This window comes from Sphingobium sp. L-44, from assembly GCF_056859495.1.
Genome location: NZ_JBSXOQ010000121.1, coordinates 147,661 through 169,688, shown reverse-complemented (window position 1 = coordinate 169,688; position 22,028 = coordinate 147,661). Strand labels below are relative to the sequence as shown.

Sequence of the window (22,028 nt, the reverse complement as noted above, 5' to 3'; positions counted from 1 at the left end):
TTACCAAATAAATGGAAAGCGCACCCCGCCGGCGTGCGGATCAGTTCAGCGGAACGATCACTTCATCATGGTGAATCACGCCGAGCTGGCGACGGATCAGTTCGTCAGACAGATCGGGATCGACGCGGCGCGGATTGAGCAGATCGACCCGGTTGCGCAGCTCCTGGCGATGCAGCTGGACGATCTTGAGTTCAGCCTTCGCATCGCGCAGCTGGCGCGAATAATCGCCCCAGGCGAGCACGCCATTGGAGCCGAGCACCACATAGCCGGCAAAAAACAGCAGCAACAGCACCGCGATTGCCGGCCCGAGGGCCGACATCAATAGCATGCGGAGCTTCGCGATATGCGCCATGAACTGCTTGAATCACAGGATTCGGCCGGTCGCAAGCAAAAATATGCCCGATGCGACCAGCCGAATCCCTAACCTGAAATTAGCCGTGGATCAGCGGAAGATCGAACGACCGGCATAGACCGCCATGTCGCCCAGTTCTTCCTCGATGCGGATCAGCTGATTATACTTGGCGAGACGATCCGAACGAGCGAGCGAGCCGGTCTTGATCTGACCGCAATTGGTGGCGACGGCGAGGTCGGCGATGGTCGAATCCTCGGTCTCGCCCGAACGGTGCGACATGACCGCCGTGTAGCGGGCACGGTGCGCCATATCGACGGCGGCGAGCGTTTCCGACAGCGTGCCGATCTGGTTGACCTTCACCAGCAGCGAATTGGCCAGCCCCTTGCCGATGCCCATCGACAGGCGGGCCGGGTTGGTGACGAACAGATCGTCGCCGACCAGTTGGACCTTGTCACCGATCTTGTCGGTCAGCGCCTTCCAGCCCTCGAAATCATCCTCGCTCATGCCGTCTTCGATCGACTTGATCGGATAGTCGGCGGCCAGAGCAGCCAGATAATCGGCCATCTCGACCGGCGAGAGCGACAGGCCTTCGCCCGAAATCTCATATTTGCCGTTCTTGAAGAATTCGGTCGCGGCACAGTCCAGCGCCAGCACAACATCGTCACCGGGCTTGTAGCCGGCCTTTTCGACCGACAGCATGATGAAGTCGAGCGCATCGCGGGTCGAGGCGATATTGGGGGCAAAGCCGCCCTCGTCACCGACCGAGGTGGCCAGACCCTTGTCGTGCAGGCCCTTCTTGAGCGTGTGGAAGATTTCCGAACCGATGCGCACGGCGTCGGCGATGCTCTCCGCACCGACCGGCATGATCATGAATTCCTGGAAGTCGATCGGGTTGTCGGCATGCTCGCCGCCGTTGATGATGTTCATCATCGGCACCGGCAGAACATGCGAGGACACGCCGCCGACATAGCGATAGAGCGGCAGGCCGCGCGCGTCGGCGGCCGCCTTGGCAGTGGCCAGCGACACGCCCAGGATCGCGTTGGCGCCCAGACGCGACTTGTTCTCGGTGCCGTCGAGCGCGATCATTGCGGCATCGACTTCGCCCTGGTCCTCAGCATCGAGACCGATGAGCTGCTCGGCAATCTCTTCATTGACGGCGGCGACGGCGTGAAGCACGCCCTTGCCCAGATATTTGCTCTTGTCACCGTCGCGCTTTTCGACCGCCTCATAGGCACCGGTCGACGCACCCGAGGGCACGGCGGCGCGGCCGAAGCTGCCATCTTCCAGCATCACATCGACTTCGACGGTCGGATTGCCGCGGCTGTCGAGAATCTGGCGGGCGTGGATATCGAGAATGGCGGTCATGATCGCTCCCTGATCTGGGCCCGGACACGCGCCGGGCGGCCTTTTCGCGGCCCCGCTTAGCCAGCAGCCCCAAACTTGGCAATCCGGGGGACTTGCCATCGGACAAAAAATGCCGATGCTCAAAATAGTAACGGCGCCGGAACTGTAGGCCGCCGCCAAGCATTAGGATCATGACAGCCCGCCTCGCGCGGGACCATGAGGTTGAGCTTTAGGGAGACTTTGGACAATGGCCGACACCCCGGAAACCCCGCCCGTCAAGCGCGCGAAGAAGGCGGTTCCCGCCAAGGCCAAGCCGGCGTCGACCAAGGCCTCCACCCCGGCCGTCAAGGCCGCGCCGGTGAAGAAGGCCGCCGCTCGCAAGGCCCCCGCAAAGGCGGGAAATGGCGCTGCCCATGGTTGGTCCGCACAGATCGCGCCGATCAAGGCACAGGCCGAAAAGGCCGCCAAGGCCGCGACCGACAAGATCAATTCGGTCGACTGGAAGGCGCATATCGACCCGATCAAGGAGCAGGCCGGCAAGACTGCAAAGTCTGCGGCGAGCAGTGCCAAGGACAAGACCGGTTCGGCGATGCAGAGCCTGTCGAAGCTGATTGCGGACACCGCCGGCACGGTCGATGCGAAGCTTGGCCCGCAATATGGCGACTATGTCCGCCAGGCGGCGGAATCGGTGGCCAGTGCCGCAGACACGCTGGACAGCAAGGATGTCGACCAGTTGATGACCGAGGCGCGTGATTTCGTGCGCAAGAGCCCGGCCGTTGCCATCGGCGCGGCCGCCGTGGTCGGCTTCGTGCTGATGCGCCTTGCCAAGGGATCGCCCGACAGCGACGCCTGACGAACGCAAGACAGGATTATCGTGACGGCTAACCGCAGGCCCCGGTTGACGGGGCGGAGGGGCAATTGACGCAGGAACCAGCGGATACGGTGGCAACGCCGCAGACCGAGGGGGGTGAGGAGTCTGTCCGCGCGACATTCGCCCGCCTCTACACCGATGGCCGCGCCTATGCGCAAGCGGAGGTCGAGCGCCAGAAGCTGCGCGCGGGCATTGCCGGCGCCGGCATCCGCAATGCCGCGATCCTGGGGATCGTGGCCCTGATGCTGTTGTTCGCAGCGATCGTGACCCTGCTGATCGGGTTGGTCATTGCGCTGTCCGCGACGATCGGGCCGCTCTGGGCCACGCTGGCAGTGTTTGGGGGCGCCGTACTGATCGCCATCCTGCTGCTGCTGCTGGCCAAGGGACAGATCAGCCATATGTTGAAGACGATCAAGTCATGAGCCGGGAACAGGCCTATCGCGAAGCGACCGATCGCGCGGTGCATTTGCGCAGCAAGGCGGTCCTGAGCCTTGCCGATGCCCAGGCGCGGATCGCACCCGATCGGCTGAAGGCCGATGTCGAGGCGAAGATCACGGCGGCTGCGCTCGACGGCGTCGCCTATGTCGGTGCCAAGGTGCGCCAGCGGCCGGTTGCCACCGGCGCGGCGGCAACCGGCATCGTCCTACTTCTCTTCCGCCGCCCCCTCACGGCACTTTTCGGACGCCTGTTCGTTCGACTGAGGAACCGTAACACGGAAATTTCGGAGATTGATGATGGCTGACATCCGCGCCCAACTGACCCGCGTCCGCGAAGCGGCCAATGACGCCGCCGGCAGCGCAACCGACATGATCAAGGACAGCACCGGCAAGGCGCGCGAAAGCGCCGGCGAACTGATCCAGACCGGCAAGGACAAGGCGAGCGAAGCCTATGGCGACGCACGCGACCGGGGCCAGCGGGTCGCTGCCCGCGCCAACGAGATCATTCAGGAGCATCCGGTTGCGGCCGTGGCCGGCGCGGTGGCGGCCGGAGCGGTCATCGCCTGGATGTTTCCCAAGAGCCGGAAGGTGATGAAGGCGCTGCCGGGCCTGGCCGCCACCGCCGGCGCGCGCGTGCTGGAGGCGGCCGCCACCGCCCGCACGGCCGCGAGCGAGAATAGCGAGTCGCTGCGCCACAATGCGGGCGAAGCGCTGGCCAGTGCGCGGGACAATGCTGGCGAAGTGCTCAGCAAGGCCCGCGAAACGGCAAGCCATGCGCTGTCGAGCGCCAAGGAAAGCGCAAGCGACACCGCGACGGCGGCCCGTGACGCTGCGGCATCGGCCGATCTTGGCGGCAAGGCATCGAAGCTGGCGGACGAACTGGTCGCGCTCGTCTCCACCCGCGTCGAGGCGCTGGGCGACGCGATCAAGGCGCGATTGCCGAAAAGCTAATCGCGATTGCCGCAAACGCAATCGACACACAGGCCGCTTTCCTTGGCGGATCGCAGGGACGATGCTAAGGCACCGCGATCAGTCAAAGGAGAACATATAACGCCATGAGCAAGATGCATCTGGTGATGGGCGGCCGCGTAACCAACCCGCAGACGCTGGAATTCCAGGACCTGAGCAAGGTCGACCTGGTTGGCGTCTTCCCCGACTATGCCTCGGCCGAAAAGGCCTGGCGCGGCGCGGCGCAGCGCACCGTCGATGACGCCGAAATGCGCTATGTGATCGTCCATCTGCACCGCCTGCTGGAGCCTGAGCTGCCGGCAGCCTGATGACCCGTTTCGGGCGAGACCGGATCATGCCCCGGTTTCGCCCGAACACATATTATCGAACGATCAATTGATAGCCTGGGGCCGTTTACGGAAGCGCCAGCGCAGCAAGGGCCGGGTCAAGGCCAGCCCTGCCAGGAAGCCGCCGATATGCGCGGCAATCGCGATCTGACCCAGATCGCCCAATCCCCCCGCCGTCGCCACGCCGATCATCAACTGGATCGCGATCCAGGCGGCTGCTAGCCACAGCACCCGCACGAAATTGGCCGACAACGGCCCGATCCGCCGCACCTGTTGCTGGCTGTAAAGCAGCGCATAGGTGGCGATGATCGCGGAAATCGCGCCGCTCGCCCCGACCATCGGATTGATCGATTCCGGCGTGATCGCCCATTGCGCGAAGCAGGCGGCATAGGCACCGACGACATAGAGGATCAGCGTGCCGGTGCGGCCCAGCACATGCTCGACCTGCCGCCCGCAGAAAAGCAGCATCAGCAGGTTGAAGGCGATATGCAGCCAGCCGGCATGGACGAAGGTGCAACTGAGCGGCGTCAGCCACCAGGGCACCGCCGCCATGCCGTCCAGCAGGCCGGGATTGCCAATGCGGGCGGGCATGAACCCGCCCAGCAAGGCCGCATTGTCGATCTGCCCGGTTGCCAGCAGCAACAGGAACAGGACGAACGTGACCAGCGCTATCGCGTTGGTCGTGCGTCCGGCAGGCAGTTTCACGGGATCAGATGAACGCGATCTTGTCGACCAGGTAGAATTTGTCGCCAGACGGGACCGACACTTCCACCTCGTCACCGACCTCGCGGCCGATCAGCGCACGGCCCAGCGGGCTGTTATAGCTGATCATGCCCGCCTTGGCGTCCGCCTCGGCCTGGCCCACGATCTGATATTTGACCGGCTTGTCATCCTCGTCCAGCAGGGTCACGGTCGCGCCGAACACGATCTTGTTACCCGACAGGGTGGTCGGATCGATGATCTGGGCGCGCGACAGCTTGTCTTCCAGATCGGAAATCGTTGCCTCGACCTGCCCCTGCCGTTCCTTGGCGGCGTGATATTCGGCATTTTCCGACAGGTCGCCGTGGGCACGAGCTTCCTCGATGGCGTCCACGATCAGAGGGCGCTCGGCCTTCAGCTCGCGGAGCTGCGCATTGAGCTTGTCATAGCCCACCTGCAGCATCGGCATCTTCTCGACGGTCGCCATTATTGCAAATCCTTCGTCAAAACTTCCCTTTGGCGGCGCCGAACATGGCGCCACCCGCAGCATGCTTCCTAGTGAAGGGGATCAGGCGTGCGACCCAGGATAATAGGACTGGAGCGAGCGCACTTCAAGGGCGCGGTCCCGCAAAGCCTCGATTGCGTCCGCCGCAGCGACGCTGGCGGTCGCGGTGGTGAAACTTGCAATCTTTGCGCGTAGAGCACTGGTGCGGATCGCCTTGCTGTCCTTCAGGGACTGCCAGCCTTCGGTGGTGTTGAAGATCAGCTGCACGTCGCCATCGGTGATCCGGTCGACGATGTGCGGGCGCCCTTCGGCCACCTTGTTGACATGCTCGACGGCGATCCCCTGCCCTTCCAGATAGGTGGCGGTGCCGCCGGTCGCGATGATGGTGAAGCCCATGCCCGCCAGCTTCTGCACCGCCGGCAGGATCACCGGCTTGTCGCTGTCCTTGACCGACACGAAGACGGTGCCGCTGGTCGGCAGCACGGTGCCGGCGCCCAGTTGCGCCTTGGCAAAGGCGGTGGCGAAATTGCTGTCGATGCCCATGACTTCGCCGGTGCTCTTCATTTCCGGCGAGAGCACGGGGTCGACGCCGGGGAAGCGGTTGAACGGGAAGACGGCTTCCTTGACCGCGACATGGTCAATCGCATTGCGATCGATCTTGGGCAGACCCTTGATCTTCTCACCGGCCATGACGCGCGAGGCGATCTTGGCGATCGGGGTGCCGATCGCCTTGGCGACGAAGGGCACGGTCCGGCTGGCGCGCGGATTGACCTCGATCAGATAGACGATGCCATCCTTGACCGCGAACTGGATATTCATCAGGCCACGGACCGACAGGGCACGGGCCAGCACTTCGGTCTGACGCTCGATCTCGGCAATCACCTCGTCCGACAGGCTGTAGGGCGGCAGCGAGCAGGCCGAGTCACCGGAGTGAACGCCCGCTTCCTCGATATGCTGCAGCACGCCGGCGACGACCACATCGTCGCCGTCACACAGCGCGTCCACGTCCACCTCGACCGCATCACGCAGATACTGGTCGATCAGCACCGGGGAGTCGCCCGACACCTGCACGGCGGTGGTGATATATTCTTCGAGCTGGGCCTGGCCGTCGACGATTTCCATGGCGCGACCGCCAAGGACATAAGACGGACGCATCAGCACCGGATAGCCGATGCGGTTGGCGACCGCGATCGCCTCCTCGCGGCTGCGGGCAATGCCGTTGGCCGGCTGGCGCAGCTTCAGCTTGTCGATGAGCGCAGCGAAACGCTCGCGATCCTCGGCTAGGTCGATCGCGTCCGGGCTGGTGCCCAGGATCGGGATGCCGGCATCTTCCAGCGCCTGCGCCAGCTTGAGCGGCGTCTGGCCGCCAAACTGCACCAGCACGCCGGCCAGCGTCCCCTTCGACATTTCGACATGCAGAATTTCCAGCACGTCCTCTGCCGTCAGCGGCTCGAAATAGAGGCGGTCGGACGTGTCATAATCGGTCGACACGGTTTCCGGGTTGCAGTTGACCATGATCGTCTCATAGCCGGCTTCGCTCAGCGCAAAGCAGGCATGGACGCAGCAATAGTCGAACTCGATGCCCTGGCCGATACGGTTGGGACCGCCACCCAGGATGACGACCTTCTTGCGGTCGCTGGGCTGCGCCTCATTCTCCGGCTCGCCGAAGATCGGGGCTTCATAGGTCGAATACATGTAGGGCGTCTTCGCCTCGAACTCGGCGGCGCAGGTGTCGATGCGCTTGAACACCGGACGCACGCCCAGCTTGTGGCGCAGGCTGCGCACCTCGTCCTCGGTCACGCCGCCGGTCATGGCGACGACGGCATCGTGGATCAGGCCGCTGCCGCGCGCGACGCCGCGCTCATTGCCACGCAGATTGGCGGACTTGAGCGCCAGCCAGGCGAGACGCTTGTCGGAAAAGCCCATGGCCTTGAGGCGGCGCATGCCGTCCGCATCGCGCGGCAGGCCATGTTCCAGCACCTCATTCTCGGCCTCGACGATTTCCTTGAGGCGCTCCAGGAACCAGGGATCGAACTTGGCGATATTGTGGATTTCCGCGACGGTCAGCCCTTCACGAAGGGCTTGCGCGGCGACCAGCAGGCGATCGGGCGTCGGCTGTGCCAGGGCGGCGATGATGTCGTCCTTGGGCGCGCCGACCAGATGATCGACCTGGTTGAAGCCGGACAGGCCGGTTTCCAGACCGCGCAGCGCCTTCTGCATCGATTCATGGATGTTGCGGCCGATCGCCATGACTTCGCCGACCGACTTCATCGCGGTACCCAGCAGCGGTTCGGCGCCCTTGAACTTTTCAAAGGCGAAGCGCGGGATCTTGGTCACGACATAGTCGATGGTCGGCTCGAACGAGGCCGGGGTCGCGCCGGTAATGTCATTCTCGATCTCGTCGAGCGTGTAGCCGACGGCGAGCTTCGCCGCGACCTTGGCGATCGGGAAGCCGGTCGCCTTCGACGCCAGCGCCGAGGAACGCGACACGCGCGGGTTCATCTCGATGACGACCAGACGGCCGTCCTTGGGATTGACCGCGAACTGGACATTCGACCCGCCGGTTTCGACGCCGATCTCGCGCAGCACCGCCAGGCTGGCGTTGCGCATGATCTGATATTCCTTGTCGGTCAACGTCAGCGCCGGCGCGACGGTGATGGAGTCGCCGGTATGGACGCCCATCGGATCGACATTCTCGATCGAGCAGATGATGATGGAATTGTCGTTGCGATCGCGCACGACTTCCATCTCATATTCCTTCCAGCCGAGGAGCGATTCCTCGATCAGGACTTCGGTGGTCGGCGAGGCATCCAGGCCGCCGCGGACGATGTTCATGAACTCGTCGCGATTATAGGCGATGCCGCCGCCGGTGCCGCCCATGGTGAAGCTGGGACGGATGATCGAGGGAAGGCCGGTGAACTCCAGCGCTTCCATCGCCTCTTCCATGGTGTGGGCGATGCGCGAGCGGGCCGATTCCAGGCCGATCTTGTCCATGGCGTCGCGGAACTTGATCCGGTCCTCCGCCTTGTCGATCGCTTCGGCGTCAGCGCCGATCATCTGGACGCCGAACTTCTCCAGCGTGCCGTCGTTGAACAACGCCAGCGCCGTGTTGAGCGCGGTCTGGCCACCCATCGTCGGCAGCACCGCATCGGGCCGCTCCTTCTCGATGATCTTCGCCACGATTTCGGGCGTGATCGGCTCGACATAGGTCGCGTCGGCAAATTCCGGGTCGGTCATGATCGTGGCCGGGTTGGAATTCACCAGGATGATGCGATAGCCCTCTTCCTTCAGCGCCTTGACCGCCTGCGTGCCCGAATAATCGAACTCGCACGCCTGGCCGATGATGATCGGACCAGCGCCGATGATGAGGATGGAGGAGATGTCTGTGCGCTTGGGCATTATTTGGCCTCTGATTTACAGTTGAAGGCGCTCACGCGCACAATTTGAATAATGGCGGTCAATGCACGCCCCCCGCCTGCGCCTCGCAGCCCCAGCCGTCATATTCGACGCCACAGAGGATTTCGATCTGGAGGCATTTCCGGGTCAGCGCGCGGATCGAGGCTTCGTCGACCGGCTGCACGCATTCCAGGAACAGGTACAGGTCGCCTTCCTCATCTTCTTCCCGGTCCAGTTCGACGAAGCCGAACTGGCTGGCGATGGTTAGGACGCGCTCGAAATCCTTTTCGCTGCCCCGAAAGCTGACATCCACGGGCCGCGCGAGACGCGCGACGTCGCCATTGCGCTTGAGATTGGCGAGGACTTGCCTGTCCGCCTCCCACTCTGCGGCAAGGCGCGCTTCGTCAACCGGGGGCAGGTTCTGGCTCACGCGGCGACAGCGCCCTTGAGGCCATCAACGAACTTCTTGAACAGGTAGAAGCTGTCCTGCGGGCCGGGCGAGGCTTCGGGGTGATACTGGACCGAGAAGGCATTCTTGTCGGTCAGTTCGATGCCGCAATTGCTGCCGTCGAACAGCGAGACATGAGTCGAGCGCGCATTGGCCGGCAGCGTGTCGACATCGACGGCGAAGCCATGGTTCATGCTGGTGATCTCGACCAGGCCGTCCGACAGGCGCTTGACCGGATGGTTGGCGCCGCGATGGCCCTGATGCATCTTGATCGTCTTCGCGCCGACGGCGAGGCCCAGAAGCTGGTGGCCCAGGCAAATGCCGAAGACGGGGATGTCGGCGACTAATATCTGCTGGATCACCGGCACGGCATAGTCGCCGGTCGCGGCCGGATCGCCCGGACCGTTCGACAGGAACACGCCGTCGGGATTGAGCGCCTTGACCTGATCGAAGGTCGCGGTGGCGGGCAGCACGGTGACGCGCGCACCGGCCTTCACCAGATTGCGGAAGATGTTGTTCTTCGCGCCATAATCGATGGCGACGACATGGGGGCGTTCCTCACCCGCTTCATTGAGGCCATAGCCATGGCCGATGGTCCAGATGCCGTCCTTCCACAGGCGGCTTTCCTTGCCCGTGACTTCGATGGCGAGGTCCATGCCTTCAAGGCCCGGCCAGGCGGCCGCCTTGGCAGCGAGCGCGGCAATGTCGAAATTGCCATCCGGATCATGGGCGATGACCACGTTAGGCGCGCCCTTCTCGCGGATCATGCGGGTCAGTGCGCGGGTGTCGACACCGGCGAGGCCGATGCGGCCCTTTTCCTTCATCCACTGGTCGAACGGTTCGACATTGCGGAAATTGCTGGGCGCGGTGACGTCCTGACGCACGATGCAGCCCAGCGCATAGGGGCTGTCGGCTTCGACGTCGTCGAGATTGGTGCCGACATTGCCGATATGCGGGAAGGTGAAGGTGATGATCTGCCCGGCATAGGAGGGATCGGTCATGATCTCCTGATAGCCGGTGATCGAGGTATTGAAGCAGAGTTCGCCGACCGCGTCGCCGACCGCGCCGAAGCCGCGACCGAAGACGGCGGAGCCATCGGCAAAAACCAATACCCCTGTCGCTCCTTTGGGCACAATGAGGGTCTTGGCGTCAGCCATGGTCTGCGGTCCTTTATGCTTTTGCGGGAACCCGTCTGGTGCGGGTTAAACGGCCGGTCACCTATTCCCGCAACGCGTGAAGGTCAACGTCTGTTAAAAATCTCTTTTCGCATTATATCTACTCCTTTCCCGAGAAACAGGATTAATTCGCCCATGATTCGCGACACCATCAAGAGCGCCCAAGTGGAGTCCATGAAGGCCGGCGACAAGGATCGCCTGGCTGCCGTGCGCCTGATCCTGGCCAAGCTCAAGGATCGCGACATCGAACTGCGCACTGCCAGCAGCGTGCCCGACGACGACACCGTCGTGGTCGAGGTGCTGCAGAAGATGGTGAAGCAGCGTCGCGAATCGATCGACATGTTCAAGAGCGGCGGCCGCGACGAGCTGGCGGCCAAGGAACAGGCCGAGCTGGACGTCATCGAAACCTTCCTGCCCGCACAGCTGAGCGAGGACGAGACCCGCGCCGCGATCGAGGGCATCAAGGCCGAGATCGGCGCGGAAAGCGTCAAGGACATGGGCAAGGTGATGGCCGTGCTCAAGGAACGCCATGGCGCGGTGATCGACATGAGCAAGGCGAGCGGGCTGGTGAAGGCGGCGCTGAGCTGAGTTAGCACCAGGCTGACACGCGCATGCGATACTGACATAATAGCCCCTCCCTTCCAAGGGAGGGGTTGGGGTGGGTGATGGCGCTGCGCATCAATGCGAGACTCGGTCAATTTGCGCGCAAGATGCGGCGCGAGCCCACGGAATATGAACGCCGCCTTTGGGGCGCCCTACGCGGTTCCCAGCTGGACGGCTTCAAATTCCGCCGACAAGCCGTGATCGAACCCTATATCTGCGACTTTCTCTGCCCCCTCCTCGGCCTCTTCATAGAAGTCGATGATGATAGCCATGATGCTATCAAGGATCGAGATAGAGACTTTGACCTTGCACATCAGGGCTATCTGGTTTTGCGCTTCTCCAACATCGACATTCGGGATAATCTGGAAGGCGTGCTGAGCGTCATTCTGGATCGCGCCCGCGCCATGCCGGAAAGGCAGAAGATCACCCACCCCAACCCCTCCCTTGGAAGGGAGGGGCTTTAATTAGATGACCCTCACGCCCCAATGGCTGGACGAGCTGCGCGCGCGGACGTCGCTTTCGACGTTGATCGGCAAGACCGTGAAGGTGCAGAAGGCGGGCCGCGAGTATAAGGCCTGCTGCCCCTTCCATAACGAGAAGACGCCCAGCTTCACGATCAACGACGAGAAGGGCTTTTATCACTGCTTCGGCTGCGGCGCGCATGGCGATGCGATCCGCTGGATGACCGATCAGCGCGGCCTGCCTTTCATGGAGGCGGTGAAGGAACTGGCCGCGACCGCCGGCATGGAGGTGCCCGCAGCCGATCCGCGTGCGGCCAAGCGCGCCGAGCAGGCCAAGGGGCTGCATGACGCGATGGGCGCCGCGCAGAGCTTCTTCGAGGACCAGCTTGGCGGCATCGACGGCGGCGACGCCCGCGCCTATCTCGCCAAGCGCGGCATCAGCGATGCGACCCGGCGCACGTTTGGCTTTGGCTATTCGCCGGATTCGCGTGGCAAGCTCAAGACATCGCTGCGCGATTTTGGCGAGCCGATGCTGGTCGAGGCCGGCTTGCTCATCGACCCTGACGGCGAACGCGACACGTACGATAGGTTCCGCGGCCGCCTCATGCTGCCGATCCGCGACATTCGCGGACGGGTGATCGCCTTTGGCGGCCGCATCATCGGCCAGGGCGAACCCAAATATCTGAACTCGCCCGACACCCCGCTCTTCGACAAGGGGCGCACCCTCTACAATATCGACCGCGCCTCCCCCGCCAGCCGGCAAAGCGGCCGGGTAATCGTGGTCGAGGGCTATATGGACGTGATCGCGCTCGCCCAGGCGGGTTTTGGCGACGCCGTCGCGCCGCTCGGCACGGCGCTGACCGAACATCAGATCGAGCGATTGTGGAAGATGGTCGAGGTGCCGATATTGTGCTTCGACGGCGATGCGGCCGGGCAGAAGGCGGCGATCCGCGCGGCGACCCGTGCCCTCCCCCTTCTGCGCCCCGGCCATAGCCTGGCCTTCGCCACCCTGCCCGCCGGGCAAGACCCCGACGACCTGCTCCGCGCCGAAGGGCCGCGCGCGATGGACGCCGTGCTGGCGGGCGCCCAGCCGCTGGTCGATCGCCTGTGGGAGCATGAGCAGAAGGTCGGTCCGCTCGACACGCCCGAGCAGAAGGCGGCGCTCAAGCAGCGGCTGGCCGCCCATAGCGACTCGATCCAGCATCCCGATGTCCGTGCCCTCTATGCCCAGGCATTCCGGGAGCGCTATGACGCTCTCTTTTTTGCCCGGCCCGATCGCTTCGGCGGCGGCCAGCGTGCCCCGCGCGGCGCAGGCGGCGGTGGCGCCCGCGCCGGCTGGCAGCGCGACAAGAAGGGCAATTGGAAGCCCCCCGTCCCGCCCGCCGGCAACGAGGCGCGGGAGATCGGCGCGAGCGGCATGGAACATCGGCTGCTGCGGGCGATATTGGCCAGCCTGCTGCGCGATCCGGAGCAGATTGTCCTGCACCGCGAGACGCTGTCAGGCCTGCGAATCGGCGATCCCGCGCTGGCGCGATTGCTGGATGCGATGATCGCCGCATCCTTCCGCAAAGAAACAGTTGAAACGCAGGCCCTCCTTACCATATTGGGGCAAGGTGACTTGTATAATATGGCTAAGGGGATGCTCCGGGCCGATACGTTCACATTCACCCCACATAGGATGACAACCGACCCCAGTCGCGTGCAGCGCGACCTGGACGAGGCCATCCGGGTGATGGCGCAAGGACCGGAGCTGGAAACGGCGCTGGCGGAGGCTACTAGACGGTTCGAGGGCGACTTCAGCGAAGAGAATTTCGCTGAACAGCAGCGCATCCGCGCGCTGAAAGCCGATCACGACAGCCGCCTGGCGGAACTGGCGCAGTCCGAAGACATTGTTTGATTGAGGCTCGTTCCTGTCGGGACGACGGAGTTAAGGCGAATAGATGGCGACCAAGGCGAACAGCAAGAATGGCGGGATGGGCGATGGCGAGGATGGCGATGCCCCCCTGCTCGACCTCAACGAAGCGTCCGTCAAGAAGCTGATCGCCCGCGCGAAGAAGCGCGGCTACATCACCTATGACGAACTGAACGATGCCCTGCCGCAGGACCAGATGTCCTCCGAGCAGATCGAGGACATCATGTCGGCGCTTAACGAAATGGGCGTCAACATCGTCGAGAATGAAGAGGCGAGCGAAGACGGCGACGAGCAGCGCGAGCGCGAGGAAGCCGACGACGCCGACGATGATTCGAGCGACGATGACGGCCCCAAGCTCGTCACCGAGAAGAAGAAGGAAACGGTCGATCGCACCGACGATCCCGTGCGCATGTATCTGCGCGAGATGGGCGCCGTCGAACTGCTCAGCCGCGAGGGCGAAATCGCCATCGCCAAGCGCATCGAGGCCGGCCGCGATACGATGATCCTAGGTCTGTGCGAAAGCCCGACCACCTTCAACGCGATCATCGAATGGTCTACCGCGCTCAACAATGGCGAGATGCAGCTGCGCGAGATCCTCGATCTCGATGCCATGCTGTCCAAGGATCCTGCTCCTGAAAATATGGAGGAAGGCGCCGAGGATGATGATGGCGAGATCAGCGAGAAGACCGCCGGTCCTAGCTTCAAGGAAGAGGAAGAGCCGGAGGAGGAATCCGCCGACGGCGACGAGGACGAGGATGGTGCGCCCCGCGCCCGTCGCGAGGAGGACGAGGAAGAGGACAACACCCTGTCCCTCGCCCAGATGGAAGAGACTTTGAAGCCGATGGCGCTGGAGAAGTTCGCGACCATTACCGAAATCTTCCGCGCCTTCTCCAAGGCCCAGGAATCGCGCATGGTTGCCATGGCGAACGGCGAGAGCCTGAGCCAGAAGGCCGAGGACAGCTATCATGAGCTGCGCGAGCAGCTGACCGCCGAGGTCGAGAGCGTCCAGTTCCACCAGCAGAAGATCGAATATCTGGTCGATCAGCTCTACGCCTATAACCGGCGCCTGACCGCGCTGGGTGGCCAGATGCTGCGCCTGGCCGAGCGCCACAAGGTCAGCCGCAAGGACTTCCTTGAGCGCTATATGGGCCATGAACTGGATGATGCCTGGCTGGAAAAGGTGCAGGGCCTCGACAAGAAATGGGCCGCCTTTGCCGCTGCCGAAGGCCGCGCGGTCGAGCGCATCCGCAACGAAGTGAGCGAAATCGCCCAGGCGACAGGCATGTCGCTCAGCGAATTCCGCCGCATCGTGAACATGGTGCAGAAGGGCGAGCGTGAAGCGCGCATCGCGAAGAAGGAAATGGTCGAGGCGAACCTGCGCCTCGTCATCTCCATCGCGAAGAAGTACACGAACCGCGGCCTTCAGTTCCTGGACCTTATCCAGGAAGGCAATATCGGCCTGATGAAGGCGGTGGACAAGTTCGAGTATCGCCGCGGCTACAAGTTCAGCACCTATGCCACCTGGTGGATCCGTCAGGCGATCACCCGTTCGATCGCGGACCAGGCGCGGACCATCCGCATCCCGGTCCACATGATCGAGACGATCAACAAGCTGGTCCGCACCAGCCGCCAGTTCCTGCACGAGCAGGGCCGCGAACCGACCCCGGAAGAGATGGCCGAACGCCTCTCCATGCCGCTGGAGAAGGTGCGCAAGGTGATGAAGATCGCCAAGGAGCCGATCTCGCTCGAAACGCCGATCGGCGACGAGGAAGACAGCCATCTGGGCGACTTCATCGAAGACAAGAATGCGATCATCCCGGTGGATGCCGCGATCCAGGCGAACCTCAAGGAAACGGTTACCCGCGTCCTTGCCAGCCTGACCCCGCGCGAGGAACGCGTGCTGCGCATGCGCTTCGGCATCGGCATGAACACCGACCATACGCTGGAGGAAGTGGGCCAGCAGTTCAGTGTGACCCGCGAGCGCATCCGCCAGATCGAGGCGAAGGCGCTGCGCAAGCTGAAGCACCCGAGCCGCAGCCGCAAGATGCGCAGCTTCCTCGACCAGTAAATCCGGTCAGATTATCGCTTCAACCAAGGGCCCGGCCGGACATTCCAGCCGGGCCTTTTGTTTTTCAAGACGATAGCATCATTTGTTAACCATAACGGCCTAGACCATTGGTGCCACATTTGCGACCAGCCGAAGCGACAAGTTTAACCCGGCGTTTACGCACCTTGCCCTAGATTGTGCCCAGCGGCGCCCCTTACGCCGTTGCCACAGGGAAATTTCTATGAGCGAAGTGACGGCGCTGCGCCGGGGCGACGATATTGCGCAAATCCTGGACATGCTGGTTCGGGCCGATGGCAGCTATAGCCACAGCTATCTGGCCCAGGCGAGCCAGGACGCCCGCTCGCGCGATGGCCTTGGCCTGCCCGACCTTGCCGATGCCGCTTATTATCTCTGCCTGCTCCATGGTCGCCATCCTGGCGTGATCGATCACGCGGCCACCCGCTCGGTCGACAATGCCGCGCGCCGCTGGCTGATCGAGGCCGCCGACGCCTTTGCGCGGGAGCGCGCCTATCTGACCCAGGTCACCGTGGCCGCCGGCCCCGCCCCTAGCACGGCGGGCCAGAGCAGCTGCGAAACCATCGTCAGTCAGCAGCGCCATGCGCTCGACATGCTGGCCCAGTCCGACCGGCGCGGTTGCGCCATGGGCGCGGCGATCGCGCTGGTGCTGGACTGGCGCGCCGTGCGCAAGCTGCTGGACATTGCCGCGCTTCGTGCGGGCATTGAACCGATTCCCTGCTCCTTGCCCGATCATCGCGCCACACTGGAAGTCGCTCGCGCCATTGGTGGCGACCCGGCCGTTGATCGCGCAATCCAGTTCGGCATGCGCCAACTGCTGGCTCAGCATCGCGGCCTGTGGGATGTGCTGGAGGCGCGCGCCGCCATCCGCCGGCAACAGCAGGACTGATCCATCGCCCCACCGCTTGCCGCAACGCACAAACGCGTTGCGCCCCAATCCCGCTTTGCCTAGTCCGGTCCTCCAGCAAGGATGGAGCGGAAGAGAGCGATGCGCTTTGAAGGCACCCAGGATTATGTCGCCACCGACGATCTGAAGGTCGCGGTCAATGCCGCAGTGCTGCTGCGCCGGCCGCTGCTGGTGAAGGGCGAACCGGGCACCGGCAAGACCGTGCTGGCCCAGGAAATCGCCAAGGCCATTAACGCCCCCCTCATCGAATGGAACGTCAAGTCGACGACCAAGGCGCATCAGGGCCTGTATGAATATGATGCGGTCGCCCGCCTGCGCGATGGCCAGTTGGGCGACGAGCGGGTCCATGACATCGCCAACTATATCCGCAAGGGCAAGCTGTGGGAGGCCTTCACCTCCCCCACCCTGCCCGTCCTGCTGATCGACGAGATCGACAAGGCCGATATCGAATTTCCCAACGACCTGTTGCAGGAACTCGATCGCATGGCCTTCCATGTCTATGAGACCGGCGAGACGGTCGCGGCCAAGGAACGGCCGGTCGTCATCATCACCTCGAACAACGAGAAGGAACTGCCCGACGCGTTCCTGCGCCGCTGTTTCTTCCACTATATCAAATTCCCGGATCGCGAGACGATGCAGGCGATCGTCGATGTCCATTTCCCCGGCATCCAGAAGATGCTGGTCAGCCGGGCGATGGACATTTTCTACGACATTCGCGAAGTGCCGGGCCTCAAGAAGAAGCCCAGCACATCCGAACTGCTAGACTGGCTGAAGCTGCTGCTGAACGAGGATATGCCGCTCGACGTGTTGCAGAATGCCGACCCGACCAAGGCGATCCCGCCGCTGCACGGCGCGCTGCTCAAGAATGAGCAGGACATCATGATGTTCGAGCGCCTGGCCTTCATGGCGCGACGCCAGGGGCGCTGAGGCCGCCCGCCAGCCTTGCCGAATCGCGCTCCTCACATTGGGCGAACCCGGCTTGGTCGTCGCCGAAGGCGTCATCCGGACCGATGCTGCACCGCAATGGGCCTGTCACGGCCCGCAATTGTGGCAATTTCCGGGGCAAATAGCACCGGCAGCGTGAAGGCGGCTTGCGCCCCTGCGGAATCCGTGATTTCCTGATCCTCTGTCATTCAAGGCCGCGCCAAGACGGTCTGGATCGAGAGAGAGGATGCCAATGCCCCGACGTGCGTTGTTCCTATGTTCGATGGCCCTCTGCCTAGCCCTGCCCTCGCTGGCGCAGGCAGCGGACGATATCGAGGCATGGACGCCCAGTGATACTGCCATACGTGCCACCGCCGCTGGCATCAGCCTGCCGCAGACGGTCGCCAGCCTGTCGCTGACCAAGAGCGGCGAAGTATCGAACGGCGGCAAGGGCATCGACAATTACGCCCAATATATTTCGCAGGATGGCGCCATCCAGGCGACCCTCTATGTCTATCTGCCCGCCTATGCCGACGCTTCACTCGCCGCCTACATGACCGACAAGGCGGTGATGGAGCGGTTCGGCGGCAAGACCCATCGCACCGCTTATGACAGCGTCGCCGCCGGCGGCCGCGCGGGCACGGCCATCCGCGCCGTCTATGACGATGCCGCCGATGGCGCGCTGACGACGGCGGCTGCCTTCGCCCATGCCGGGCGCTGGATGGTGAAGCTGCGCGTCACCGGGCCGACAGAACGCCGCGCCGAAGTGCTGGCCGGGTTGGACGGCATGCTGGCCGGCCTGAAATTCGACGATGCGGCAAGCCTTCACGCGACCAGCCCGGCCAGCTTCGGTGCCTGCCCGACCGGCGATGGCGGCGACGCCCGCCTGACCAAGGCCGTGCCAAGCGGCACCGCCGGCCAGCCCGTGCCGCAGGAAGTCCGCATCCCGCGCGAGGGCAAGGATAATCTGTGCATTCGCGGCACCGTCCAGACCGCACAGGGCAGCTATGACATGCTGCAGCAGACGGGGCGCAGCGATGGCGCGATCATCGTGCCGGTCGACGATAGCGGCACTGTCCTCGCTTTCGATCCCGCCACCCGCGACCTTGGCTATCAACTGTCGATCCATATGGTCGGCCAGACCGACCTTTACGGCGTCTATGACAAGGTGCCCAGTGGCCGCCAGATCGCCGCGATCCTGGACGGCAAGGATCCCCAGACCGCCCAGGCCGAAGCCACGGCGCTCTATGCCGCCAATGGCGAGGTGACGATCAGCCAAGGCGCGCGCAAGCCCAACTGAGGCGGTTTTAGAAAATCCTGGGCGCTCCGGACATTATCCGGAGCGCCCTTTCGCTTCCGATCAGCGACCGGGGCACACGCCGACGCGCTCCCCCGACAATTCCGTCTTCAGGCTCCCGAAGAAGCGCGGCTTCTCGGGCCCCTTCCCGCGCGGCCCGCGTGCGCCAACCGTCTTGTGTTCGGCAGATGCCTCCAGCGCATCGCCCGTGACCGTTCCGTTCATCCTGCCATAGGAAAAGCCACCATGCGCACGGCCGCAATATAGTCGCCCCTCGAATTTGCGCCCTGACACAGTGAGCCGCCATTGGCGGCATCCATGCGGGCCACCGGCCCCAGCCGGCCGGGGCGGTCCCTCCACGGCATAGCGGATCGCCAGGTCATCGCGGCGGTCAGGTATGCAGGCCTCCCACTGGCGGGTGCCGGGAGGATGATGTCCGGACATGCTGCTCACATAGGTGCCGATCTCGGTAAATCGCCACAGGCCCGGATTAATGACATGGCGCGCGCCCGTGACGATGATCGCATCGGATTTTTCCGCGTCATCCGCTTTTGCATCCTGCCCGACGGCGGCGGTTTCAAGCGCAGCCTCGCTTACCAGTGCAGGCAAGGTTCCACGGTGACTGGCGAGATCATCGATCCGGGCATTGACGCATTGCTTGGCCTCTTCGCGCCTTGTCTTCCCGTCGAGCAGGCATTGCTGCAATAACATGCAGATCGCCCGGTCGGCGGCCGGCGTGCCGGTCGTCCCGTCGAGATTGCAGGCCTTGAGCCAGGGGCCACGAAGCGCATATTCGATGTTGATGATCTTCATCCGGGCGGCGACCACGATGATCTCGTCCTCGGCCTGCTGGGGCGTATCGGTCCCCAGCGCCGCGCCCGACGCGCCGAGCAGCGCCAAAGCCAGACCCCGCGTCCATCGCCGTCCCGCCATCGGCAGCCTCTCCTCATTTTTTGTCGTTCCGTCAGCTTAACGATCATGCGCGCGCTGCAAAGCCCTTTTGTCGGGGCCGGAATGATTGGCGTCCGGGCCATGGCGCGCTAGACATGGGGACATGAACGACCCCACGGGCGCGACCCGCTTTGCGCGGATACGCGCCCATCTGGAATCGGTCCGCGTCGCGGCGGGGCCACGCGCCTGGACCTATGAGTTCCTGCTGTTCGGCTTCAAACAGGGCTGGGCCTGCCTGTTCGGCGGACTGATGCTGGCCCTGCTGCTCGCGACCCACCTTTTCTATCCCGCCGGCGCGCCGCTGCATCGCTATGATTTCCTGACCTTGTCGGCGGTCACGATCCAGATCGCAATGCTGGCCCTGCGGCTGGAAAGTCCGCGTGAGGCGCTGGTGATCTGCGCCTTCCACCTGATCGGCACGATCATGGAATTGTTCAAGACCCATGCGGGAAGCTGGATCTATCCGGAGGCAAGCCTGCTCCATATCGGCGCCGTTCCGCTCTTTTCCGGCTTCATGTATGCGGCCGTCGGCAGCTATATCGCACGGGTCTGGCGCATCTTCGACTTCGGCTTCAGCCGCTATCCGCCGGTCTGGGCGACAGTGCTGCTGGCGAGCGCCATCTATGTCAATTTCTTCGCCCATCACTGGCTGCCCGATGTGCGGATCGCCCTGTTCGCCGCCGCCATCCTGCTGTTCGGGCGCAGCTGGATCTGGTTCACGCCCTGGCGCGAGCCACGGCGCATGCCGCTTCTGCTCGGCTTCTTCCTGGTCGCGCTGTTCATCTGGCTGGCGGAAAATATCGGCACCTTCGCCAATGCCTGGACCTACCCCAGCCAGCGCCATGGTTGGGAGATGGTCAGCCTGATGAAGCTGGGCGCCTGGTATCTGCTGATGATCATCTCCTTCGTGCTGGTCTCGCTGATCCACGGCATAAGGCGCGCCGATCAGATCAGATAGCCGACCTCATACAGGCCCCAGCGACGCCCGGCGAAGCGCAGCGGCACGAACACGCTGCGCAGCGCCCGATAACGCCCCTCCCCCAGATTCTGGCGATAGGTGAAGAGGTAGAAATCATCGTCGCCGTCGAGCGCGCGGCGGGTCTGGGCGTCCATGAATATCTGCCGGTTGCGGGCATGCTCCATGTTCCAGCGCGGGTCGCCGATGCGCTGCGGCTGGCTGCGCGCGCTGATATGGGTGGGCAGATAGCCGTCCATGTCGATCAGGCAGCAGCCGATGATCGTCGCGTCCTGCGCGGTATGGCGGTCGAGCAGCGGCCGCACCCGCAGATCGGCATAGGCGGTGAAACCGGTCTGATATTGGGTCGGTTCGGATCCTGCGATCGGTCGATGGCTGCGATCGAACAAGGCCTGTTGCGACAGTTCGCCGCGGGCCAGTGCCTCCTCGATCAGGGCGGTGACCTCTGCGGCGCCATCCTCGGCCAGCGCGATATAATGGCTGTTGCGGGTGCGCAGCCGGCTCTGCGCCGCCGTGTTGAGCATGTCATTGGCCAGGCTCTCCAGCGTCTCGATCTTGTCGCGGGCCATGTCGACACGCCCCGCGCTTTCGGTCGAGGAGCGGCCGAACAGCGCCAGCCCCTGGTCCAGCGCCGCGACATGGGCGTCGGCCTCATCGGTGCAGGCGACGATCGCGTTGGAGCGCTCGCCAAACTGGGTCACCAGCGAGGCGATTTCCGCCATGGACAGGCGCAACTGGTCGATATGGGTGCCGACGTCGCGGCCGCGCTGGATATTCGCCTCCACCCCACCGATCAGATGGCGGGCATCGCGGTCGAGCTGGCCAAGCTTGCTGCCGACCGAGGCCGAGGACTCGGCCGCCTGCTCGGCAAGCCGGCGGATTTCCTCCGCCACCACGGCAAAGCCCATCGTCGCCTCGCCGCCGCGCGCCGCCTCGATCGCGGCATTGACGCCAAGCAGGCGGGTCTGGCGGGCGATCGTTCCAAGCTGGTCGGAAATACCGCCCACCGCTTCGATCACCTGCAGGAACTGGCGCAGATGGCCTTCCAGGCCGGTGACATGCTCGACCAGCCCCGCCACCTCGCCCAGCGACAGGGTGATGACATCATGCCCCTCGGCAATGATGCGCCCGGCTCGACCGGCAGTGAGGCTGAGTTCCTGGGCCGCCGCCACGCTCTCATTCTGGCTGGCGGTCAGCGTCTGCATGTTCGCCTGCAGGTCCGACAGGCGCGCCGAATCGCCCTGGATCCGGCGGTTCACTTCGCCCAGAAATCCAGCGGTTTCGCTGCATTGCAATGCTATGTCGCCCGACCGTTCGCCCAGGTCAGCCAACAATTCCCCGTTTTCCAAGCCGCCCCCGCAACTTAACTGTCACAATAGATACTGACCTGTT

General features: G+C 63.8%; 23 protein-coding genes. 13 read left to right on the top strand and 10 right to left on the bottom strand.

Annotation, left to right across the window (positions count from 1 at the left end):
• Positions 1-40: 40 nt before the first annotated feature.
• Together AC13EK_RS23200 and eno are read right to left on the bottom strand one after the other, a co-directional pair.
• Positions 41-352 carry an FtsB family cell division protein gene (locus AC13EK_RS23200; protein WP_004211795.1) on the bottom strand — a complete coding sequence of 104 codons (312 nt, stop codon included), beginning with the start codon at positions 350-352 and terminating at the stop codon, positions 41-43.
• 90 nt (positions 353-442) lie between these two features.
• Complete coding sequence (gene eno / locus AC13EK_RS23195) at positions 443-1,717, bottom strand: phosphopyruvate hydratase (protein ID WP_069335872.1); 1,275 nt, start codon at positions 1,715-1,717, stop codon at positions 443-445.
• Positions 1,718-1,943: 226 nt separating this feature from the next.
• On the opposite strand from eno, the gene AC13EK_RS23190 reads away from it, so the two are divergent.
• From AC13EK_RS23190 to AC13EK_RS23170, 5 genes are all read left to right on the top strand, one after another.
• Positions 1,944-2,549 carry a hypothetical protein gene (locus tag AC13EK_RS23190; protein WP_069335871.1) on the top strand — a complete coding sequence of 202 codons (606 nt, stop codon included), beginning with the start codon at positions 1,944-1,946 and terminating at the stop codon, positions 2,547-2,549.
• A 65-nt stretch (positions 2,550-2,614) separates the two neighbouring features.
• Positions 2,615-2,989: a phage holin family protein gene (locus tag AC13EK_RS23185; RefSeq protein WP_069335870.1), complete on the top strand. Its 375-nt coding sequence runs from the start codon at positions 2,615-2,617 to the stop codon at positions 2,987-2,989.
• Entirely contained in the window at positions 2,986-3,309 is a 324-nt protein-coding gene (locus tag AC13EK_RS23180; protein ID WP_069335869.1) for a hypothetical protein, read from the top strand. Before AC13EK_RS23185 ends, AC13EK_RS23180 begins: the two co-directional genes overlap by 4 nt.
• Entirely contained in the window at positions 3,302-3,955 is a 654-nt protein-coding gene (locus tag AC13EK_RS23175) for a hypothetical protein (protein ID WP_017501337.1), read from the top strand. Before AC13EK_RS23180 ends, AC13EK_RS23175 begins: the two co-directional genes overlap by 8 nt.
• A gap of 104 nt (positions 3,956-4,059) precedes the next feature.
• The gene (locus AC13EK_RS23170) at positions 4,060-4,281 is read left to right on the top strand and encodes a DUF4170 domain-containing protein (RefSeq protein ID WP_004211788.1); all 222 of its coding nucleotides are present in this window, start codon (positions 4,060-4,062) and stop codon (positions 4,279-4,281) included.
• A 63-nt stretch (positions 4,282-4,344) separates the two neighbouring features.
• Here the strand turns inward: AC13EK_RS23170 and AC13EK_RS23165 are convergent, their stop codons facing one another.
• From AC13EK_RS23165 to carA, 5 genes are all read right to left on the bottom strand, one after another.
• The gene (locus AC13EK_RS23165) at positions 4,345-5,004 is read right to left on the bottom strand and encodes a rhomboid family intramembrane serine protease (protein WP_069335868.1); all 660 of its coding nucleotides are present in this window, start codon (positions 5,002-5,004) and stop codon (positions 4,345-4,347) included.
• A 4-nt stretch (positions 5,005-5,008) separates the two neighbouring features.
• Positions 5,009-5,485, bottom strand: a complete 477-nt coding sequence (gene greA, locus AC13EK_RS23160; RefSeq protein ID WP_004211784.1) for a transcription elongation factor GreA — start codon at positions 5,483-5,485, stop codon at positions 5,009-5,011.
• 81 nt (positions 5,486-5,566) lie between these two features.
• Entirely contained in the window at positions 5,567-8,902 is a 3,336-nt protein-coding gene (gene carB, locus AC13EK_RS23155; RefSeq protein ID WP_069335867.1) for a carbamoyl-phosphate synthase large subunit, read from the bottom strand.
• Positions 8,903-8,960: 58 nt separating this feature from the next.
• Positions 8,961-9,329, bottom strand: coding sequence for a ribonuclease E inhibitor RraB (locus AC13EK_RS23150; protein ID WP_069335866.1), 369 nt, complete (start codon positions 9,327-9,329; stop codon positions 8,961-8,963).
• A complete protein-coding gene (carA, locus tag AC13EK_RS23145) occupies positions 9,326-10,504 on the bottom strand; it encodes a glutamine-hydrolyzing carbamoyl-phosphate synthase small subunit (protein ID WP_069335865.1) in 1,179 nt (392 codons plus the stop codon). Before carA ends, AC13EK_RS23150 begins: the two co-directional genes overlap by 4 nt.
• A 153-nt stretch (positions 10,505-10,657) precedes the next feature.
• On the opposite strand from carA, the gene AC13EK_RS23140 reads away from it, so the two are divergent.
• From AC13EK_RS23140 to AC13EK_RS23115, 6 genes are all read left to right on the top strand, one after another.
• Positions 10,658-11,110 carry a GatB/YqeY domain-containing protein gene (locus AC13EK_RS23140; RefSeq protein WP_069335864.1) on the top strand — a complete coding sequence of 151 codons (453 nt, stop codon included), beginning with the start codon at positions 10,658-10,660 and terminating at the stop codon, positions 11,108-11,110.
• A gap of 77 nt (positions 11,111-11,187) precedes the next feature.
• On the top strand, positions 11,188-11,589 hold the full coding sequence (locus AC13EK_RS23135) for an endonuclease domain-containing protein (protein ID WP_081331600.1): 402 nt from the start codon (positions 11,188-11,190) through the stop codon (positions 11,587-11,589).
• Between the two features lie 4 nt (positions 11,590-11,593).
• Positions 11,594-13,483 carry a DNA primase gene (dnaG, locus tag AC13EK_RS23130; RefSeq protein WP_483022400.1) on the top strand — a complete coding sequence of 630 codons (1,890 nt, stop codon included), beginning with the start codon at positions 11,594-11,596 and terminating at the stop codon, positions 13,481-13,483.
• Positions 13,484-13,526: 43 nt separating this feature from the next.
• Entirely contained in the window at positions 13,527-15,566 is a 2,040-nt protein-coding gene (rpoD, locus tag AC13EK_RS23125; protein WP_004211766.1) for an RNA polymerase sigma factor RpoD, read from the top strand.
• A gap of 220 nt (positions 15,567-15,786) precedes the next feature.
• Positions 15,787-16,470, top strand: coding sequence for a DUF6975 family protein (locus AC13EK_RS23120; protein WP_069335861.1), 684 nt, complete (start codon positions 15,787-15,789; stop codon positions 16,468-16,470).
• A gap of 99 nt (positions 16,471-16,569) precedes the next feature.
• Positions 16,570-17,415 (top strand): AAA family ATPase, encoded by an 846-nt coding sequence (locus AC13EK_RS23115; protein WP_010337204.1) that lies wholly within the window; start codon positions 16,570-16,572, stop codon positions 17,413-17,415.
• Between the two features lie 71 nt (positions 17,416-17,486).
• On the opposite strand, the gene AC13EK_RS23110 is transcribed toward AC13EK_RS23115, so the two are convergent.
• Positions 17,487-17,621, bottom strand: a complete 135-nt coding sequence (locus AC13EK_RS23110; RefSeq protein WP_483022399.1) for a hypothetical protein — start codon at positions 17,619-17,621, stop codon at positions 17,487-17,489.
• A gap of 44 nt (positions 17,622-17,665) precedes the next feature.
• Between AC13EK_RS23110 and AC13EK_RS23105 the strand changes: the two genes are divergently transcribed.
• Complete coding sequence (locus AC13EK_RS23105) at positions 17,666-18,712, top strand: hypothetical protein (protein ID WP_069335860.1); 1,047 nt, start codon at positions 17,666-17,668, stop codon at positions 18,710-18,712.
• A gap of 60 nt (positions 18,713-18,772) precedes the next feature.
• Here the strand turns inward: AC13EK_RS23105 and AC13EK_RS23100 are convergent, their stop codons facing one another.
• Positions 18,773-19,642, bottom strand: a complete 870-nt coding sequence (locus AC13EK_RS23100) for a DUF3617 domain-containing protein (RefSeq protein ID WP_069335859.1) — start codon at positions 19,640-19,642, stop codon at positions 18,773-18,775.
• A gap of 121 nt (positions 19,643-19,763) precedes the next feature.
• On the opposite strand from AC13EK_RS23100, the gene AC13EK_RS23095 reads away from it, so the two are divergent.
• Positions 19,764-20,618, top strand: coding sequence for a DUF817 domain-containing protein (locus AC13EK_RS23095; RefSeq protein WP_069335858.1), 855 nt, complete (start codon positions 19,764-19,766; stop codon positions 20,616-20,618).
• Here the strand turns inward: AC13EK_RS23095 and AC13EK_RS23090 are convergent.
• Entirely contained in the window at positions 20,606-21,970 is a 1,365-nt protein-coding gene (locus AC13EK_RS23090; RefSeq protein WP_170828625.1) for a methyl-accepting chemotaxis protein, read from the bottom strand. The genes AC13EK_RS23095 and AC13EK_RS23090 overlap by 13 nt on opposite strands.
• Positions 21,971-22,028 lie beyond the last annotated feature (58 nt).

Coding starts and splice junctions, on each gene's coding strand:
- AC13EK_RS23200 (WP_004211795.1), bottom strand. CDS start 352: ATGGCGCATATCGCGAAGCTCCGCATGCTATTGATGTCGGCCCTCGGG.
- eno (WP_069335872.1), bottom strand. CDS start 1,717: ATGACCGCCATTCTCGATATCCACGCCCGCCAGATTCTCGACAGCCGC.
- AC13EK_RS23190 (WP_069335871.1), top strand. CDS start 1,944: ATGGCCGACACCCCGGAAACCCCGCCCGTCAAGCGCGCGAAGAAGGCG.
- AC13EK_RS23180 (WP_069335869.1), top strand. CDS start 2,986: ATGAGCCGGGAACAGGCCTATCGCGAAGCGACCGATCGCGCGGTGCAT.
- AC13EK_RS23175 (WP_017501337.1), top strand. CDS start 3,302: ATGGCTGACATCCGCGCCCAACTGACCCGCGTCCGCGAAGCGGCCAAT.
- AC13EK_RS23170 (WP_004211788.1), top strand. CDS start 4,060: ATGAGCAAGATGCATCTGGTGATGGGCGGCCGCGTAACCAACCCGCAG.
- greA (WP_004211784.1), bottom strand. CDS start 5,485: ATGGCGACCGTCGAGAAGATGCCGATGCTGCAGGTGGGCTATGACAAG.
- carB (WP_069335867.1), bottom strand. CDS start 8,902: ATGCCCAAGCGCACAGACATCTCCTCCATCCTCATCATCGGCGCTGGT.
- carA (WP_069335865.1), bottom strand. CDS start 10,504: ATGGCTGACGCCAAGACCCTCATTGTGCCCAAAGGAGCGACAGGGGTA.
- AC13EK_RS23140 (WP_069335864.1), top strand. CDS start 10,658: ATGATTCGCGACACCATCAAGAGCGCCCAAGTGGAGTCCATGAAGGCC.
- AC13EK_RS23135 (WP_081331600.1), top strand. CDS start 11,188: ATGGCGCTGCGCATCAATGCGAGACTCGGTCAATTTGCGCGCAAGATG.
- dnaG (WP_483022400.1), top strand. CDS start 11,594: ATGACCCTCACGCCCCAATGGCTGGACGAGCTGCGCGCGCGGACGTCG.
- rpoD (WP_004211766.1), top strand. CDS start 13,527: ATGGCGACCAAGGCGAACAGCAAGAATGGCGGGATGGGCGATGGCGAG.
- AC13EK_RS23120 (WP_069335861.1), top strand. CDS start 15,787: ATGAGCGAAGTGACGGCGCTGCGCCGGGGCGACGATATTGCGCAAATC.
- AC13EK_RS23115 (WP_010337204.1), top strand. CDS start 16,570: ATGCGCTTTGAAGGCACCCAGGATTATGTCGCCACCGACGATCTGAAG.
- AC13EK_RS23110 (WP_483022399.1), bottom strand. CDS start 17,621: ATGACAGAGGATCAGGAAATCACGGATTCCGCAGGGGCGCAAGCCGCC.
- AC13EK_RS23105 (WP_069335860.1), top strand. CDS start 17,666: ATGCCCCGACGTGCGTTGTTCCTATGTTCGATGGCCCTCTGCCTAGCC.
- AC13EK_RS23100 (WP_069335859.1), bottom strand. CDS start 19,642: ATGGCGGGACGGCGATGGACGCGGGGTCTGGCTTTGGCGCTGCTCGGC.
- AC13EK_RS23095 (WP_069335858.1), top strand. CDS start 19,764: ATGAACGACCCCACGGGCGCGACCCGCTTTGCGCGGATACGCGCCCAT.